The sequence below is a fragment of the Pseudarthrobacter sp. fls2-241-R2A-168 genome (assembly GCF_030209335.1).
Classification (GTDB): domain Bacteria; phylum Actinomycetota; class Actinomycetes; order Actinomycetales; family Micrococcaceae; genus Arthrobacter.
Window position 1 is genome coordinate 26,647 of sequence record NZ_JARVSG010000046.1, and the last position, 14,696, is coordinate 41,342.

The following is a 14,696-nucleotide window of genomic DNA, read 5'->3' on the forward strand; positions in this document are numbered from 1 at the left end:
ACACCACATCGCTTGGCTGCTGTTTGCATTACTCAAAGAGACCACCTCACTATGCGCCGGATAGCATTCTCGACGACGACAGATCGGAACGATGCTGAGCCAGACGTTGCTCGGCCGCGGCCTTGAGCAGCAGGAGATCGCCCGCGATAGTTGAGAAGTCCTGACCGGCGAAACCGCGCCCGGCTGCTACCCCGAATTTGGCGCCATTTTCGTGCACGGCTTCGAGGGCCGCAGTGTAAAGCCCGACAATTTTCTCGTGATCATCGAACATGTTTAGACCAAGGTCCTGCGCCAGGTCTCCGGCGCCAAAGAGAACGAAGTCTATGCCTTCAACGCTCGCGATTTCACCGGCGTTCTCGACACCCTGTTTCGTCTCGATCAGTGGAATGACCACGATACTCCGGTTAGAAACTTCCGCGTGCTCATCCCACGAGTCTGGCGCCCAGCGAGCTCCCTCAACGGCGGCACACATGCCACGACCGCCCGGTCCATATCGCGCCGCCCTGACCGCAGCCTCCGCTTGGGCGGCGGTGCTGATCTTCGGGACAATCACACCGTGAGCGCCAATGTCCAAGGCTGCCTGGATGAGCCTCGGGCTGTTTTCGCCCACGCGCACCAGCGGGATAACTCCGTTTGCCTCCGCTGCACGGATGTGTCCCAGGGTGGACTGGATGTCGTTAGGCCCGTGCTCGCAGTCGATGATCACAAATGTGAAACCCGCGGACGCTAGCACAGCGGTTACGGCTGGATCTACCGACATGACGAAGGTCCCCATAGGGTGCTGTCCGCCCTCGATCATCGCCGTAAAGGTCTCCCGCGCCCGCAATCTGCGCGTCGTGTTACCAATGTTTCCCATCTATTCGGCCTCAATTCTTTATCGTTCGCTACCGGCCATTGATTTTCCTACTTCCTGAAGCGTGAGCGTCCCTACGCTTACTGCCTCAGCTGGGAGACAGTGTGTCGTTCTGTGAGGCACCATAGGCCTCGAGAAAGGCCCGGTCTGCCACACGCGGCAACATTGAACGGATCCCCCGTGCCTCCATGTCGCGCAGTGTCTCCTCGGGCGTACTGCGGTACGGACTCCGCAACGCCTCGGACTTTGTGATGCCAAGGCTCCTCCGCAAATCAACCAACGACTCCGCGAATTTGATCATGGCCGGCAGCGCTGTGATTACCGGAACGCCCGTGTTTCCCACCTCGTTGTAGCCCACCTGCGACAACGCTGCTCCATAAGGGAGACACCCGCAGATAACGACGTCCGCACCGTCGCGAACGGACTCGAGCGCCACTTTCTCGAACTCCTCGATCAACCGCTCCGGACGGCCTTCGAGCGCCCCCACCACCAACGGACTCATATCAGCGTCCCAAGCACGCACCGGCTGGTTCCTGATCGCCCGGTCCTCCCATCCGTGTAAGCGGATGGTATGTTCCATTTGCTGAACCAGTCGGTTGGTCACCGTCACTACTGCGAACTTGCCGCCCAGCGCTTGGGCGAAAACCATTGATGATTCGGCCGGTCCGACGACGGGAATAGACACCGCCTGGCGGGCGTCGTTCAAAAAGAACTCGCCGTAGCAGGTCCCCGCAAACGCGGCGTCAAATCCATCCTCTTCTGCCTGCTTGATCCGCTCCATGATCTCAACTGCCATGTAGGCTCGGTTAAACCTGTGCGCCGGGACGAAGTCCCGACCCACGCTCGCGGTGGGGAAGTTCAGCACGAATTGGGTGTCCGGCCGAGCGACGCGTTGCGCTTCCTGGAGCATGCCAGCAAATATCTGCTCCCGTTGCTCGTGGGTAGCCTTTGAGCAGTTGTGCTCCCATAAAGAATCTGACTGCCACAGAATTCTGGTTTCCACTGAGATGCTCCGTTTCCGCCGCCGCGACGGCCTTTTCCGGTTAAGACGCCCCGACTTGGGGCGAGGTCATAGTCATGAATATCGACCGTCTCAATGAATGTGCCATGGGACATATTCGTTGTCAAGGATCGAATTATTCGGTTTTTTTAGCGAACTCAAACACGCGCAACAGCGTTCGAGGGCCTCGTGCACGAGCAACAGCACCCGCGCACCGACTCCCCGGAGCATCCTAAATCGCGGCTAGTGTCCCCGCCCGCTGACAACCATCCGCCAGACTTATCGGAAAGGCCTGATCCCAGAGACCACATCGGTTCGTGGGCCCTTCGGTCGGCCTTCGATCCGCGCACGCGATGCTGGTCAGGCTTCGCCCGATCGCCGCCGTGATCGGGTGTATGCGTCCAGGGACACTGCGCCAAGGAGGATCACCCCAAGTGCGACGTCTTGCATCGCCTGGGGGAAGGCGAGGATGTCGAAGACGTTGTTGATGGTTCCAAAGATGAGCAGGCCGACGAGGGTTCGCCACACGGCGCCCTCACCGCCGAGCATTGAAGTTCCCCCGATGATCACGATCGCGATCGCGTTAAGCGTGACGTTGGGGGCGACTCCTGGCTGTCCAACTCCGATGACCGACGCCAGGACGATCCCTGCCAGCGCGGCGAGCATTGCTGTCAGGACATAAGTGCTTGCCCGGAGGGCGATCACGGGCAGGCCCGCTAGCCGAGCCGCTTCGTTGTTACCGCCGATTGCGTAAATCCCGCGGCCGTATACGGTCTTGGAAAGCAGGAACCACCCTGCAGCGATGAGGCTTGCCAGCAGCCAGACCGAGAGGGGGACGCCAAGGAAATCGTCTGCCGCGAGGAAGTCGTAACCCTTCCGGGCCATGTTGACCGGTATGGCGTTAGTGAGGAGAAGCGTCACACCGCTGAACAGTGATGCCGTTGCGAGAGTGGCGATGAACGCGTTCACTTTCGCTTTCGTGATGAGGAACGCATTGACCAGACCGAGGGCAGCTCCCATCGCGAGGGTGATGAGTATTGCTGGTGCGGCGGGCATCATGTGCGACAGGGTGGCGTAGGTCACGCCGCCCAAAGCCAGCACCGCCGCTACCGAAAGATCGAACCCCCCGGCAATCAGGACGAACGTCATTCCGACGGCGATGATGCCGACCGGCGCGTTCTGGCTCAGAACGTTGATCAGATTGCCGGTTGTGAGGAATCGGGGATTGAGTATGGTCGCTATGATCATCAGAACGACGAGCACCCATACCATCCCGAGGTTCGCGGCCCGTTCCTGCAGGACCGGCAGAATAGTCCGAATCCGATTCGGCGTCTTGGTACCGGTCGACGCTTTTGGATCCGCGGGCACTGTGTAGGTGCCGGTGCTGTCGTTCATGCGTTCTCCTTCATTCCGAATGCGGCGTGCAATACGTCTTCCATGGCGATCTTGTGATCGCCACCTGGCTCGACCAGCCCCATGCTTTGTCCTTTGGCGACAACCAGCACCCGGTCCGACACCGCCAACACTTCTTCAAGCTCCGACGAGACCACGATCACACCGATGCCCTGGGCGGCCATCTTCCTCAGCGCCTCGAGGAGCTCCCCCTTCGCTCCGATGTCGATGCCGCGTGTCGGCTCGTCCGCTAGCAAGACTCGAGGACGGTCGTACAGCCATCGTGCCATCAGCAGCTTCTGCTGGTTGCCGCCGGAGAACCGGTCGCTGCGTTCACCAAGGCGGGACACCGGGAAATTGAGCCCAGCTGCGGCCGCGGCGACCTTCTCGGAGAGTCGCTTCCCGTTGATCACCCCTGCGGTCGAGGGTGAGTGGAGATTGGAAAGCGCGATGTTGTCGGCAGCGTTGCGCGGCATGACCAGGCCCTGTCCCTTGCGGTCTTCCGGGATTAGAGCGATGCCGAGCTTGCGCGCGGCGCGCACGGACCGCGGCCAGACTGCAGAAACCCCCCCCAGGCGGATGTTTCCTCGTGCGGTGGGTTCCGCGCCAGCGATTGCCCGCAGCAACGTGGATCGGCCCGACCCTACCAGGCCCGCGATGCCGAGGATCTCGCCCGGGCGCACCTGCAGATCGATGTTTTCGATCACCCCGGGCACAGTGAGGCCGTTTACTTCGAGTATCGGCGTGGATGACTCATCGACAGACGACGTGTCCAGGTACACCGGTTTGTCCATCAACACCCGGCCAAGCGTTTGGTCGGCACGTTGCTCACCCAGCATCGCGAGGACAAGTTCGGCCCGAGACTTCTCCCCCCGTTCACTGGTGAGAATGGTGCGGCCGTTACGGAAGACAGTTATCCGGTCGGCGAGTCGTTCGATTTCATCGAAGTTGTGACTCACGATCACAACCGTCACCCCGCGTCTGCGGAGCCCTTCAATCGCTCCATAGAGCGCCTCCCGCTCTTCGACGGCAAGGGATGCGCTCGGTTCATCGAAGAGGATAACGCGTGGTTCGATCACTAGAGACCGCATGATCTCGAGCATCTGCTGCTCAGCGACCGACAGGGCGCTGGCGGGCTTGCCCGCAGGAAACGACGTTACGTCGAGTTCATCGCACAGATCTACGTACCTGCGTCGCATCTCACGGGTGGAGAGAACACCGGACCGTGAAATCGCAGACCCCAGGAAGACATTCGCCGCAGCATCGAGATGGGGGACGATCGTGAGTTCTTGGTAGATCGCCGAGATCCCGGCCCTGCGCGCTGCCCGCAGATTGCCCGGTTCGAGTGGTTCGCCGAACACTTCGACAACACCCGCGTCGAAATCGACCCGGCCCGCAATTGAGCCCAACGCCGTGGACTTGCCTGCTCCGTTCTCACCGATCAGAGCGTGAACCGTTCCTTCGTGTATCTCCACGTCAACATCGATCAGGGCGCTCGTTACGCCGTACGTCTTAGACACCGACTTCAGCGCGACAGCGACATGCCGATTGGATTGCGAGGGCTTCATTGCCATTCTGCTTTCGATAATCAAGATGAGGTGATGGCCCGGAGGCCACCACCCCAACCTTCAGCCTGTGTGCCTAACCCCTGGTGTTACCAGAGATCTGCGGGTAGCTTCGAGAGGGTGTCCTTCGTTGCGGTGAAGGGCTCCTTTACACTGCCTATGACCGAATCATCGACAGAGCGAGGGACGTCCTCGCCGGACTGTGCTTTGACGACAGACTCGAGGGATTTCTTACTCAGGTTGTAAGGAAAGGCCAGCGTCGAAAGCTGGACTCGCCCGGCCTTGAGCTGTTCAACCAAGTAATCCCCGAACCCCTGGTCCACGATGTGGATCTGACCTTGAAGACCGGCATCTTCCACAGCCTGAATGACACCCTGCGTCACGTCGGGCGAGAGCACAGAATAGAACAGGGTTGTGTCCGGGTTGCCGTGCAGATACGTCTGCACCTTGTTGAAAGCGTCGGCAGTCGAGAAATTGGTGTTGATCAGGTCAACCGTGTAGTCGGGGTTGTTCTTCTTGAACTCGGCCATAGCAGCCTCTACAACGCGCGTGTGCTCCTGGACCGCCAGGCCCGCAACAACCCCAACCTTCTGCTTTCCCGGGTTGGCCTTGGCGCCGGCGGCGAACCAGCCGTCCATGTAGGCGCGAGAGCTCTGACCGCCCACGTAGCTCATGGTGCCCGGCGCCCAGAGTTCGTCAAGCGACTCACCCTGCTGCTCTGTGGCCCTGCCACACAGCGGTGAACCCACGATCACCACCAGGATATTCGCCTTAGGGAAATCCTCGGTAGCCGCCTTGCAGACGGTGGAGCCGTCGACTGCTGACACCAGTGCCGCGTCGAAGCCCCCGGATTGCAGAGCGGTTTGCATCTGGTTGAGCTGCCGGCTCGGGTCGAACGCACCATCGAAAATGGTGAGCTCCACGCCCAGCTCCTTCGCGGTCTCCTCCGCACCGCGCACCTGCTGCTTCCCGTAGTCATTGACGAGTGACGGGAGGAAATAGGCGACCTTCAGGGCACGACCGGTCGGCAGATTGACCGTCATGTCATTTCCGACGTCGATCGCCACGCTGTCAGCCGGGCCGCCCCCACCGCCAGCATTTCCTTCACTGGTACCCGCGCAACCGCCTGCAGCCACCATTACCGCAACTGAACCAGCTACCAACATCATTCGCGACTTCATTGTCCGCATAAATTCCTCCATTGGATCGAGCGTGCGCTCCGGAGGTCATGGACGTCGGTGTCCACGACCCTAACGTCGGAACCCGACTCGCTAGCGATCATTAGTATAAATACACTAAATTTCGCAAGTCAATGAAAATATTCAAGTGTTGTCGCCTCAGGTGGCGCAGATCCGACAGGCGGCGGCCTCTCGATTGGGTCGGTTGTAGCTGTGCGGGCTGCAAGTACACGTCGCGCGGCGCGTCGGCGCCGCCATGTGGTCCTTGGAGAACCACCAACCGCCTGGCCGAGGCGCGATTGAGTTGCCCGACCTTGCAGCGACCGCCGACGCGTTCTGCGGCGCTTACTACGGCAGCATTACCGAGGAGAGCAGCAAGCGGCGCAAGGGCTGCCGCCACCGAACTTCGACACCGGGACCGCTACCACCGACAGCGAGATCCCTAAGCGGCGGCAGGGCGCCTACTTCCGAACCGGCTGCGGGAAGGCAGCCGTCGGGCCAACGCGGCCTGACGACCGTGGTAGCAGACTGCTGCCTCCACGAGGTGTCCACCAGGCCAACGAGCAGATGGTGCATACCCAGGGGACGGCCCCTAGCCGTTCCTCTCCGCGGAAGCCTCACGATGAAGGTCCGACTCTGCTTCACACCGGGTTTCGACCAGCCCGACGTCGTCGGACACCCTGACCAAGGCCGCTGCGCCCGAGAACCCGCCACGTGCCCATAGAGGTGACCGAGCAACGATCTCCCAGCTCAGCGCCCAGTCGACTGCTGTTACGACTGGCACGATCTTCGAGGGGAACAAGACGATCTCCTTTACCAATTCGTTACCCCCGGCCAGCATCACTGTCGAGCCCCAGGCTGGGCAGGGGCACTGACGGATGCCCCCACAGTCCTATGCCGGGCGTTTGTCCGTATGAATTCAGAACGTCCTTTGCCAGGTTCTAAGATCCGCCAGCCGCAGATCCGCTGCTGTTAGTTGTTACGTTGCGCCTCTGGTATTGGTGATTCATTCCGCTGAACGCGCTCCACTCGAGCGGTGAGAGTCGCTGCCGCTTCATTTGTGGCATGGCTCAGCTGATGCGCCATGTAATGGAATCTATTGATGTCAGACTCGCCCTGGCGGTCTGCGGCAAAACGGAAGGTTGCCTTCGACAAAGCCAGTGCCTCCGGCGGGGCAGCCGCAAGTTTGTCCGCCACCTCCGCAACCTTCGCATCCAGCTGATCCAGCGGCACCACCCAGTTAACCACGCCCGCCTGCTTCGCGTCTTCAGCGTCGAGGCGATCATCCAGCCAAATCATCTGCTTCGCCCGGCGCTCCCCCAAGCGCAGAGCGAAGGTGAACACCTCTGCATCGTTGACTGCAAGATGCCGGAGTATCGGCGAGCCAAACGATGCGTTGTCGGCCGCGACCACGAAGTCGGCGCTGCCAGCAAACATAACGCCGGCCGCTAAACAGTGCCCCTGCACACGGCAGATCGTGGGGATCTGAAGATTGCGGAAACGCTCCACCGGCCCGACGAACAACCGCATTTCCTGTTCGGAACGCGTCTCAACGGTTGAGAAATTCTCTCGATACTCGGCGTTGGTAGCCATCTGATTTAGGTCGTGGCCGGAACAAAACGACTTGCCAACACCTCCCAAGACGACCGCTCGGACGTCCTTCGCCTGAGCAGTAACCCGCAGCACATCATCCAGAGCTTCGAGCATCGCCACATTCTGCGCGTTGTGCACCTCGGGACGGTTGAACTCGATGTACCGAACAGAGCCTCGATCCGTCACCAACAGCGAATCGGCTCCGTTCCAACCCTTACCAGACATCACAACCCCATCGATCTAGCAATAATTACTTTCATGACTTCACTGGACCCGCCATAAATGCGTGTCACGCGCGAGTCCGCGTACATGCGATTTATCGCCGTCTCGCGCAGGTAGCCGGCCCCGCCATGCAACTGGAGGCAGGCGTCTACGACTTCGCCTTGGACTTCCGTGCAGAATAGTTTCGCTCGCGCCGCATCCGCGGGATCCAAAACTCCCGCGATGAGATCCTCAGCGGCCGCGTCGACCATCGTTTGGGCTGCTTCTACTTTCGCTGACAGCCCCGCGAGAACAAACTTCGTATTTTGCATAGCAGCCAGGGTAGTGCCGAACATGCGCCGGGACTGCGTGTAGTCGAGCGTCTCGGTGATTGCCGCTCGACTTGTTGCCACCGCTCCGACTGCAATGGCTAGTCGCTCCTGGCTCAGGTTGCTCGTTAAGTACTCGAAAGCCTTGCCCTCGTCCCCGAGACGATTGCCCACCGGGATCCGGACGTTCTCGAAAAAGAGGTCAACGGTATCTGAACTCGACTGGCCAAGTTTTTTTAGAGGGTTACCGCGAGAGAATCCCGGTCGGTCCGTTTCGACAACCACGAGTGTGAGCCCGCCCCGTCGATCCTCGGAAGTTCTGACAACCACGACAACGAGACCTGCGACGAGTCCGCCGGTAATGTATGCCTTGGATCCGTTGATAACATACTCGTCACCATCACGTACCGCGCGGGTCGAAATTCCGCCAAGGTCGGATCCGGTATCTGGTTCCGACATCGCAATTGATGCCATCGTTTTGCCGCTGGCAATACCAGGCAGCCACTGCTTTTTCTGCTCTTCATTGCCGAACCGCACGAAGTACGGAGTGACGACGTCTGTATGTGTTCGAACAGTTGCTATTCCCACACCCAGCCGTGCAGCTTCCTCCCAGGCGACCATCTTGAATCCGTAGTCAGCTGGCCCCTGGCCGCCGTACTCCGGGTCAATGTCAAGACCGAAGAGGCCGCTATCGCCCAACGCCTCGAAAAAGCTGTCTGGCATGCGACCGGCCCGGTCCCACTCATCCTGGAAATCTACGGCCGTTTTTTCGAGGACACTACCAATGGCCTCACGGAATGCCTCATGCTCGGCATTCAGGACCCTTCGTCTCATGACGTGCTCCTTCCTCTAAGTTGTCCGCAATAGGGACGCGAGACAGCTCACGCCTATTTGCGCTGCCTGAATGACATCAACTTACTATACCAATGATTACAATCATAGTCCCGTGGATTGGGGCGGACTTAAGTGCATAAGAGGCCGTCATCCTGGTCTAGTAACTTCTTAGCCGCGGTCGCGTCCGACTTCCGGCAGTCGCATCCCACCACTTGGGCCACAGCTGATAGCGGGAGCCTCAGTACGCGGGGGTGCGTGGCGGCATCATGACGCCGCCGCGCGTCGGTACGGAGCAAAGCCTGATGGGCTCGATCGACTGCTGCGGGTCCTATCCATGCGAATAAATGTCAATGAATAAGTTTGGCCTGGATCTCTGAACTATGTGTGTGGCCGAGGCATGTTCTCTCGCGTTGATGATTTCCCGGCCGACGCCGGCGGCCGCAGTGCGCCCCCAAGTCACGTCGTCGCGGACCTGTGTTACGAATTCCCCGGTTCCGTGAAACCGGCGTTTCGGGCGCAGGTTGGCGTGCAGGCTCACTTTGGGCAGGGCGATCCTCGCCCCGCCACTGCACGAAGACGGCGATGACGGTGCGGCCAGGAGGGACGTCGCATATGTCATCCAGGGCGGCTGATGCCTGGGTATGCATCGATCGTGCTCATCTTTCTGTCCCTACAACATATTTTCAGCGGGCAGGCGCTTTCCTGGCCTTTGACAGGCAGCACATGCGGGCCGGAGCTGCAGGAAGCACGGCTCTGGCAGCCGCACGTTCTCCCACCGGGGGCGCGGTGGGCCGCGAAGTTCCCTGCGGCATGTCCTATGCGCAGAAGCTGCATGGCTGCCGGCAGCGCAGAGGCTCAACCTTTCGGCCACTGGGTCTTGGTGTGCGTCTTGTCAGTTCTGTGGTTGCCCGATGGGCGCGTACTTTCCCCGGAAAAACAGCAGTGGGCTGGCGGAGTCGTTCACCGTGATGTCCTCCACGTGGGCGACGACCAGGGTATGGTCTCCGCCTTCGTACTCCCTGTAGGGCGTGCAATCGAGGGTGAGCACGCTTCCATCAAGCACAGGGTTGCCATGCTCACTCGAACTCCATGAAACGCCAAACCACTTGTCCGTACCGCTCTTGGCGAACTGGTTTGAGAGGTTCACCTGGTCCGACGCCAGTATATTGATGGCGAACGAACGGGCGTTCCTCAGCTTCGGGTACGACGTGGACGATGCCATGACGCTGAAGGCTACGAGGGGAGGGTCGACGGAGAGACTAAAAAACGACTGGCAGGTAAAGCCGATCAGATCCTCCCCGATCGATGCCGTGATGACAGTCACGCCGGAGGCATAGTTTCCCAGGGAACGTCGGAATACCTGACCGTCAAAACCGGTACTGACTGCAAGGGCGTTCTCAGTCATCGCGAAGCCCTTCTGTTCAGGGACAGCCGGTCTCGAAGTGTGCCGTTCGCGTCAGGATCAGCCATGAGTCCGCGGCGCCGGAGTATCGGGACGACGAGTCTGACGAAGTCCTCGAACGAGCCCGGGGTGTCGTTTGGAACAATGGCGAAGCCATCGCATGCTCCTTGCAGGAACCACTCGCTCATTTGGTCTGCAACTTGGCTGGCGTCCCCGACGAATCTCAGGGTGGAGCTTCCTGCCAGGATTTTCGCTATGTGGCGGAGAGTCGGCGGTTCGCCAAACCTGTCACGCGCGAGGTCTGCATACCTTTGCACAAGGTGTGCAGAGCCCTGCGTCTCTTTCATGAAGTCGTCGGAAAGAGGTTCGTCCATCGGAAGCCTCGCGAAATCGAAATTCGCTCTTTCCGAGAACGCAATGAGTACCTCTTCCTCATTGGACATTGAGTCCAGGAAGCGGCTGCGGGACTGGGCAATGTCCGCGTCCTCTGCCACGATGACTTGGACGGCCGGCAATATCCTCAGCTCTCCCTCGGAGCGGCCCGCCGCACGTACACGCTCATTCTGGCTCTGATAGTGGTCCCGGGCCCCCGGGATGGTCCATGCATTGGTAAATGTCATGTCCGCCCAACGAGCAGCGAAATCAAGCCCGCGCCCGGACTGGCCCGCCTGAAGCAAGACGGGCCACCCTTGAGGCGGCTGTGGAACCGTAAGAGGGCCTCTGGATGAGAACCACTTGCCCTTGAAGTTCAGTTCGTGGACCTTCGAGGGGTCCGCGAAGATGCCGGTTTCCCGATTCATCTGCAGGGCGTCACGCTCCCACGTTTCCCAAAGGCCGGTCGTGACTTCCATGAATTCGTCCGCGCGGTCGTACCGGGTCATCGGATCCAAGTACTCCGAACCGAAGTTCTCCGCCTCATTGGCGTTCCTCGAAGTCACAATGTTCCAGACGGCCCGACCACGCGATAGATGGTCCAAGGTGGCAAAGGCGCGAGCGACATGGAACGGGGCGTGATAGGTCGTCGAGTAGGTCGCACCCAGACCAATGCGATGGGTGTGCGAAGCGACCAATCCAAGAATCGTCATCAAATCCAGCTTCACGACACGGCTTCCATGCTTAACTGCAGCCTGAATCGAGTTCCCGTACACGCCCGGAACCGCCAAGCGGTCATCGAAGAAAAGAAGATCAAAACCTCCCTGCTCAAGCGTTCGTGAGAGATTGATGTAGTAGTCCGGATCCAGAATGCGCGGGTCCGCTCTCGGATGCATCCATGAACCAGTTCCGCCGTATGTAGTTGATGCCGAGGCAAAAGCAGCCAACGTCATCTGACTCGGACGAGAAGACATGTGAGTTCCTTTCAATGAGTGAAGCGGGTCTGTATTCCATTGGAAGGGACGCCAAGTTTGATGTCCAATGCATATTTAGGACTTCAGGTTGCACGAGGCGCATACAATGGATGTCATGGAAACGGACCTAAATAAGCTCAGACACGCTGTCGCCGTCGCGCGCGAGGGAAGTTTCGTAGCCGCAGCCTCTGCTTTGCCGCTATCTCAGTCAGCTCTGACGAGAAGCATTCAAAGCCTGGAAAAAGAAGTAGGGTTTGCCATCTTCGAGCGCGGCCGCTCCGGGGTGGTCCTGACCAGCGGAGGCGCCGAGTTGGTTCAGCTCGCCGAAGACCTCCTCGCCAGGTCGGAACATGTCACGCATGAGATCAAGGCCCTACGAGAAGGAATCCGGTTGGAGCCGGTACGGATGGGTATAGGGCCCGTCACGGCTGCTGCCATCATGCCCACCCTCCTGCCCAAGATCCTTGCCCACTGCCCCAGTGTCCAGGTAAGGGTGGAAACGAACTCACGGCTCAACTGGATGCTGACGCACAACGAACTGGACTTCTACATCGGGGGACTCCCAGCGGACTCCGGGAATTTTGCAACAGCGAATCGCTTCGAAGCAAGGAATTTCGAAGGGGGATCAACCGATCTGCTAGTCAGACTGGGCCATCCCTTGCTGGAAGCCGCCGCAAGCACCACTGAAATTTCCGGGTATCCGGTGGCAGCGGGAACGTTCGCCACGGAGACCTGGGCGGAATCAGCCGTTCAGGGCGTGGTGCTACGGCCAACCCTCATCTCAGACGACTACTCCTTGTTGGTGTTGATGACCCAACGATCAGACCACATCCTCGTCGCAAGCAAACTCCTCCCAGAACTCCGTCCCGAGCTTGGGCTCACGGTCCTCCCCTCCATCCCGTCGAACACCGCTCCGCGCACTAAGTATGTGCTGATGTCGCCAATCCGGGAGTTAATGACACCAAACGCCAGACTCGCTGCAGACCTCGCCTTCACCGTCCTTCAAGCTGCCCTTCACGCCACGAATACCTGAACCCAAGGCAGTTGCGTGCAATGCAATGTGCTCTCGTAAAAATGCATTGGACAGCATTCTCGCGGCCTGTTTTTATTATTTTGTAAGTCCAGCCACACCCGGCAGCATTTCCGGCTAGGCGTGGGGACGGCACCAAGCACCTGCGGTCCAGGGCCGCGGGCTTTGGATGGAGTTGGCCTGCTCGCCGGCGCTACGGTTCGAGCGCTCCACATTCAGCAACGAGATCCTTCAACGAAGAATGGAATCTATATGACAAACATGGCTTCTGTTGCGAGAGGCGCCGCAGCGGGCTCGGGCAAACCGACAAGCGAATTCAGGCGTAACAGCGGGGTCATCATCGGTGGCCTCGTCGCTTACACCGGTGGACCAATCATAATTTCGCAAACGCAAAGCATCATGATCGCGCCTGTTATGAGCGCCACAGGCCTGCCAGCAACGGCGGTAACTTTGAGTCCGTGGATCCTTTTGTTCATGGGTCTGCTTTCACCGATGGTCGGTCGACTGCTGAGTCATTATTCGCCTCGTCCTTTGGCAATTATCGCCGTTGTGGCGAATGTGATCGCCTTAGCACTTCTTGCGGTCCTACCCGCCAGTTGGGCGTCCTTTTGGACAGTTGGGTTTGCGGTAAGCATCATCGGATCTCTTGGATACTGGGCGACGCTCTCACGGATGATGTCGTTCTGGTATCGGAAGAATCTTGGCCTCGTGATCGGACTCGTGGGGGGCGGGGCATCCCTCATCCCATTAGTCCTGCTGCCCATCATGACATCTGTAATCTATGGCCCTGCGGGCTGGAGGGGCGGCTACTGGTGCTTAGCAGCCTACGTCGGGCTCATTTCCCTGCCCTTGGTGCTGGTGTTCTTCCGAAAACCAGAAAAGGAGCTTTTCGCCGACGACTTGGCCTTGGCGGCATCAAATACTGAAAACCACGTTATCACCGGCCTGCTGCTGCATGACATATTTAGGGATGCGAGGTTCTGGCTACTCTCTATCTCCTGGTTCGTGATCTCGATTGGGATCGGTGGTTTCATCACCAACATGGCCGCCGTGGGTATCGAACGTGGATTTTCGCCCACCTTTGCGACAGGTCTCAGCATGGCTCTACTCATCGGCACCCTACTCGGCCGAGTGTTTGGCGGTGCGATTCTAGACCGCGGCTGGCCATACTTTGGGCCAATAGTGATCTTCGCGCTTTCCGGCCTCGGGGCCTTGGGTCTCGCGTTCCTACCCGCCGCAACTCCGGTTCTTTTCATGCTTGTCATCGCCGCGGTCCTTGGGCTCTCGATGGGCGCCGAAGGAGATTATTTGGCCTTCTTCGCACTGCGCGAGTTCGGCGCCAGGAATTTCTCATTCATCAATGGTGTCTTTCTTGTCATGGCCGGTGTCGGCGCCTTCATTGGCGGGTTCTCCTTCGCGGTTGTTAGAGACGTGACGGGTTCCTACGCGGGCGCGACAACCTATGTCTCACTGACCTATTTTGGAGGATCCGCGCTCGTCCTCATCGCCGGTTTGTTCAGCATCGCCGCCCGTAAGCGCGGCGCCCAGTTCTACGCCGGGAAGGACGCGGCGAACCTAGACCTTTAGGCAGAATACGACGTTGTGCGGCACAGCCTTTATGTCGAATCATGACCAAGCTGCCTGTCTTGAACGCCATCGCTTTAACGAGAAGATGTCCCGGGTTCTTACCAGATGGGAGCCGTGAACGGACTTCGTCGCAGAGCCTTTGGTCTGACAATACGATCAACAGTGTGCGCACTCGATGAGGCTGGCCGCGTTTTGAATCTATGGCATGAAATCTAGTTTGGTGGGATCGCCCGGCCTGGCCGATCCGCCGTCCGCACTATAGCGTCGCACCTGTAACGCTGGCTGGAACGGACTATCTGGGCAATGATTACTCCAAAAAAGTGCCCGACTGTGGCTGCTCGGGTTTATCCCGTTGCCGGGCCGGGACCATCTAACGGAAAGTCAGC

General features: G+C 59.3%; 11 protein-coding genes. 2 read left to right on the forward strand and 9 right to left on the reverse strand.

Translation table 11 applies throughout. From position 1 onward, the window contains the following. Positions 1-49: 49 nt before the first annotated feature. The 9 genes from QRN11_RS20955 to QRN11_RS20995 all read right to left on the reverse strand — a co-directional run bounded on the left by QRN11_RS20955 (position 50) and on the right by QRN11_RS20995 (position 11,693). Positions 50-856 (reverse strand): HpcH/HpaI aldolase family protein, encoded by an 807-nt coding sequence (locus QRN11_RS20955; protein WP_285314356.1) that lies wholly within the window; start codon positions 854-856, stop codon positions 50-52. Between the two features lie 85 nt (positions 857-941). Beyond that, the gene (locus tag QRN11_RS20960) at positions 942-1,856 is read right to left on the reverse strand and encodes an aspartate/glutamate racemase family protein (RefSeq protein ID WP_285314357.1); all 915 of its coding nucleotides are present in this window, start codon (positions 1,854-1,856) and stop codon (positions 942-944) included. A gap of 357 nt (positions 1,857-2,213) precedes the next feature. Then, positions 2,214-3,248 (reverse strand): ABC transporter permease, encoded by a 1,035-nt coding sequence (locus QRN11_RS20965; RefSeq protein WP_285314358.1) that lies wholly within the window; start codon positions 3,246-3,248, stop codon positions 2,214-2,216. Next, positions 3,245-4,819, reverse strand: coding sequence for a sugar ABC transporter ATP-binding protein (locus QRN11_RS20970; protein WP_285314359.1), 1,575 nt, complete (start codon positions 4,817-4,819; stop codon positions 3,245-3,247). The genes QRN11_RS20965 and QRN11_RS20970 overlap by 4 nt, the downstream gene beginning before the upstream one ends. A gap of 80 nt (positions 4,820-4,899) precedes the next feature. Then, positions 4,900-6,012: a sugar ABC transporter substrate-binding protein gene (locus QRN11_RS20975; RefSeq protein WP_285314360.1), complete on the reverse strand. Its 1,113-nt coding sequence runs from the start codon at positions 6,010-6,012 to the stop codon at positions 4,900-4,902. A gap of 948 nt (positions 6,013-6,960) precedes the next feature. Next, the gene (locus tag QRN11_RS20980; protein ID WP_285314361.1) at positions 6,961-7,806 is read right to left on the reverse strand and encodes an enoyl-CoA hydratase-related protein; all 846 of its coding nucleotides are present in this window, start codon (positions 7,804-7,806) and stop codon (positions 6,961-6,963) included. Further along, the gene (locus tag QRN11_RS20985) at positions 7,806-8,945 is read right to left on the reverse strand and encodes an acyl-CoA dehydrogenase family protein (RefSeq protein ID WP_285314362.1); all 1,140 of its coding nucleotides are present in this window, start codon (positions 8,943-8,945) and stop codon (positions 7,806-7,808) included. The genes QRN11_RS20980 and QRN11_RS20985 overlap by 1 nt, the downstream gene beginning before the upstream one ends. A gap of 892 nt (positions 8,946-9,837) precedes the next feature. Further along, the gene (locus tag QRN11_RS20990; RefSeq protein ID WP_285314363.1) at positions 9,838-10,350 is read right to left on the reverse strand and encodes a flavin reductase family protein; all 513 of its coding nucleotides are present in this window, start codon (positions 10,348-10,350) and stop codon (positions 9,838-9,840) included. Then, entirely contained in the window at positions 10,347-11,693 is a 1,347-nt protein-coding gene (locus tag QRN11_RS20995; RefSeq protein ID WP_285314364.1) for an NtaA/DmoA family FMN-dependent monooxygenase, read from the reverse strand. Before QRN11_RS20995 ends, QRN11_RS20990 begins: the two co-directional genes overlap by 4 nt. 115 nt (positions 11,694-11,808) lie before the next feature. Between QRN11_RS20995 and QRN11_RS21000 the strand changes: the two genes are divergently transcribed. Both QRN11_RS21000 and QRN11_RS21005 read left to right on the forward strand, forming a co-directional pair. Then, complete coding sequence (locus tag QRN11_RS21000) at positions 11,809-12,726, forward strand: LysR family transcriptional regulator (protein ID WP_285314365.1); 918 nt, start codon at positions 11,809-11,811, stop codon at positions 12,724-12,726. Positions 12,727-12,975: 249 nt separating this feature from the next. Beyond that, entirely contained in the window at positions 12,976-14,310 is a 1,335-nt protein-coding gene (locus QRN11_RS21005; RefSeq protein WP_285314366.1) for an MFS transporter, read from the forward strand. The last annotated feature ends 386 nt before the right edge of the window (positions 14,311-14,696 follow it).

Excerpts from the sequence above, each read along its gene's own strand:
- QRN11_RS20955 (WP_285314356.1), bottom strand. The coding sequence starts at position 856 with ATGGGAAACATTGGTAACACGACGCGCAGATTGCGGGCGCGGGAGACC.
- QRN11_RS20965 (WP_285314358.1), bottom strand. The coding sequence starts at position 3,248 with ATGAACGACAGCACCGGCACCTACACAGTGCCCGCGGATCCAAAAGCG.
- QRN11_RS20970 (WP_285314359.1), bottom strand. The coding sequence starts at position 4,819 with ATGGCAATGAAGCCCTCGCAATCCAATCGGCATGTCGCTGTCGCGCTG.
- QRN11_RS20975 (WP_285314360.1), bottom strand. The coding sequence starts at position 6,012 with ATGGAGGAATTTATGCGGACAATGAAGTCGCGAATGATGTTGGTAGCT.
- QRN11_RS20980 (WP_285314361.1), bottom strand. The coding sequence starts at position 7,806 with ATGTCTGGTAAGGGTTGGAACGGAGCCGATTCGCTGTTGGTGACGGAT.
- QRN11_RS20985 (WP_285314362.1), bottom strand. The coding sequence starts at position 8,945 with ATGAGACGAAGGGTCCTGAATGCCGAGCATGAGGCATTCCGTGAGGCC.
- QRN11_RS20990 (WP_285314363.1), bottom strand. The coding sequence starts at position 10,350 with ATGACTGAGAACGCCCTTGCAGTCAGTACCGGTTTTGACGGTCAGGTA.
- QRN11_RS20995 (WP_285314364.1), bottom strand. The coding sequence starts at position 11,693 with ATGTCTTCTCGTCCGAGTCAGATGACGTTGGCTGCTTTTGCCTCGGCA.
- QRN11_RS21000 (WP_285314365.1), top strand. The coding sequence starts at position 11,809 with ATGGAAACGGACCTAAATAAGCTCAGACACGCTGTCGCCGTCGCGCGC.
- QRN11_RS21005 (WP_285314366.1), top strand. The coding sequence starts at position 12,976 with ATGACAAACATGGCTTCTGTTGCGAGAGGCGCCGCAGCGGGCTCGGGC.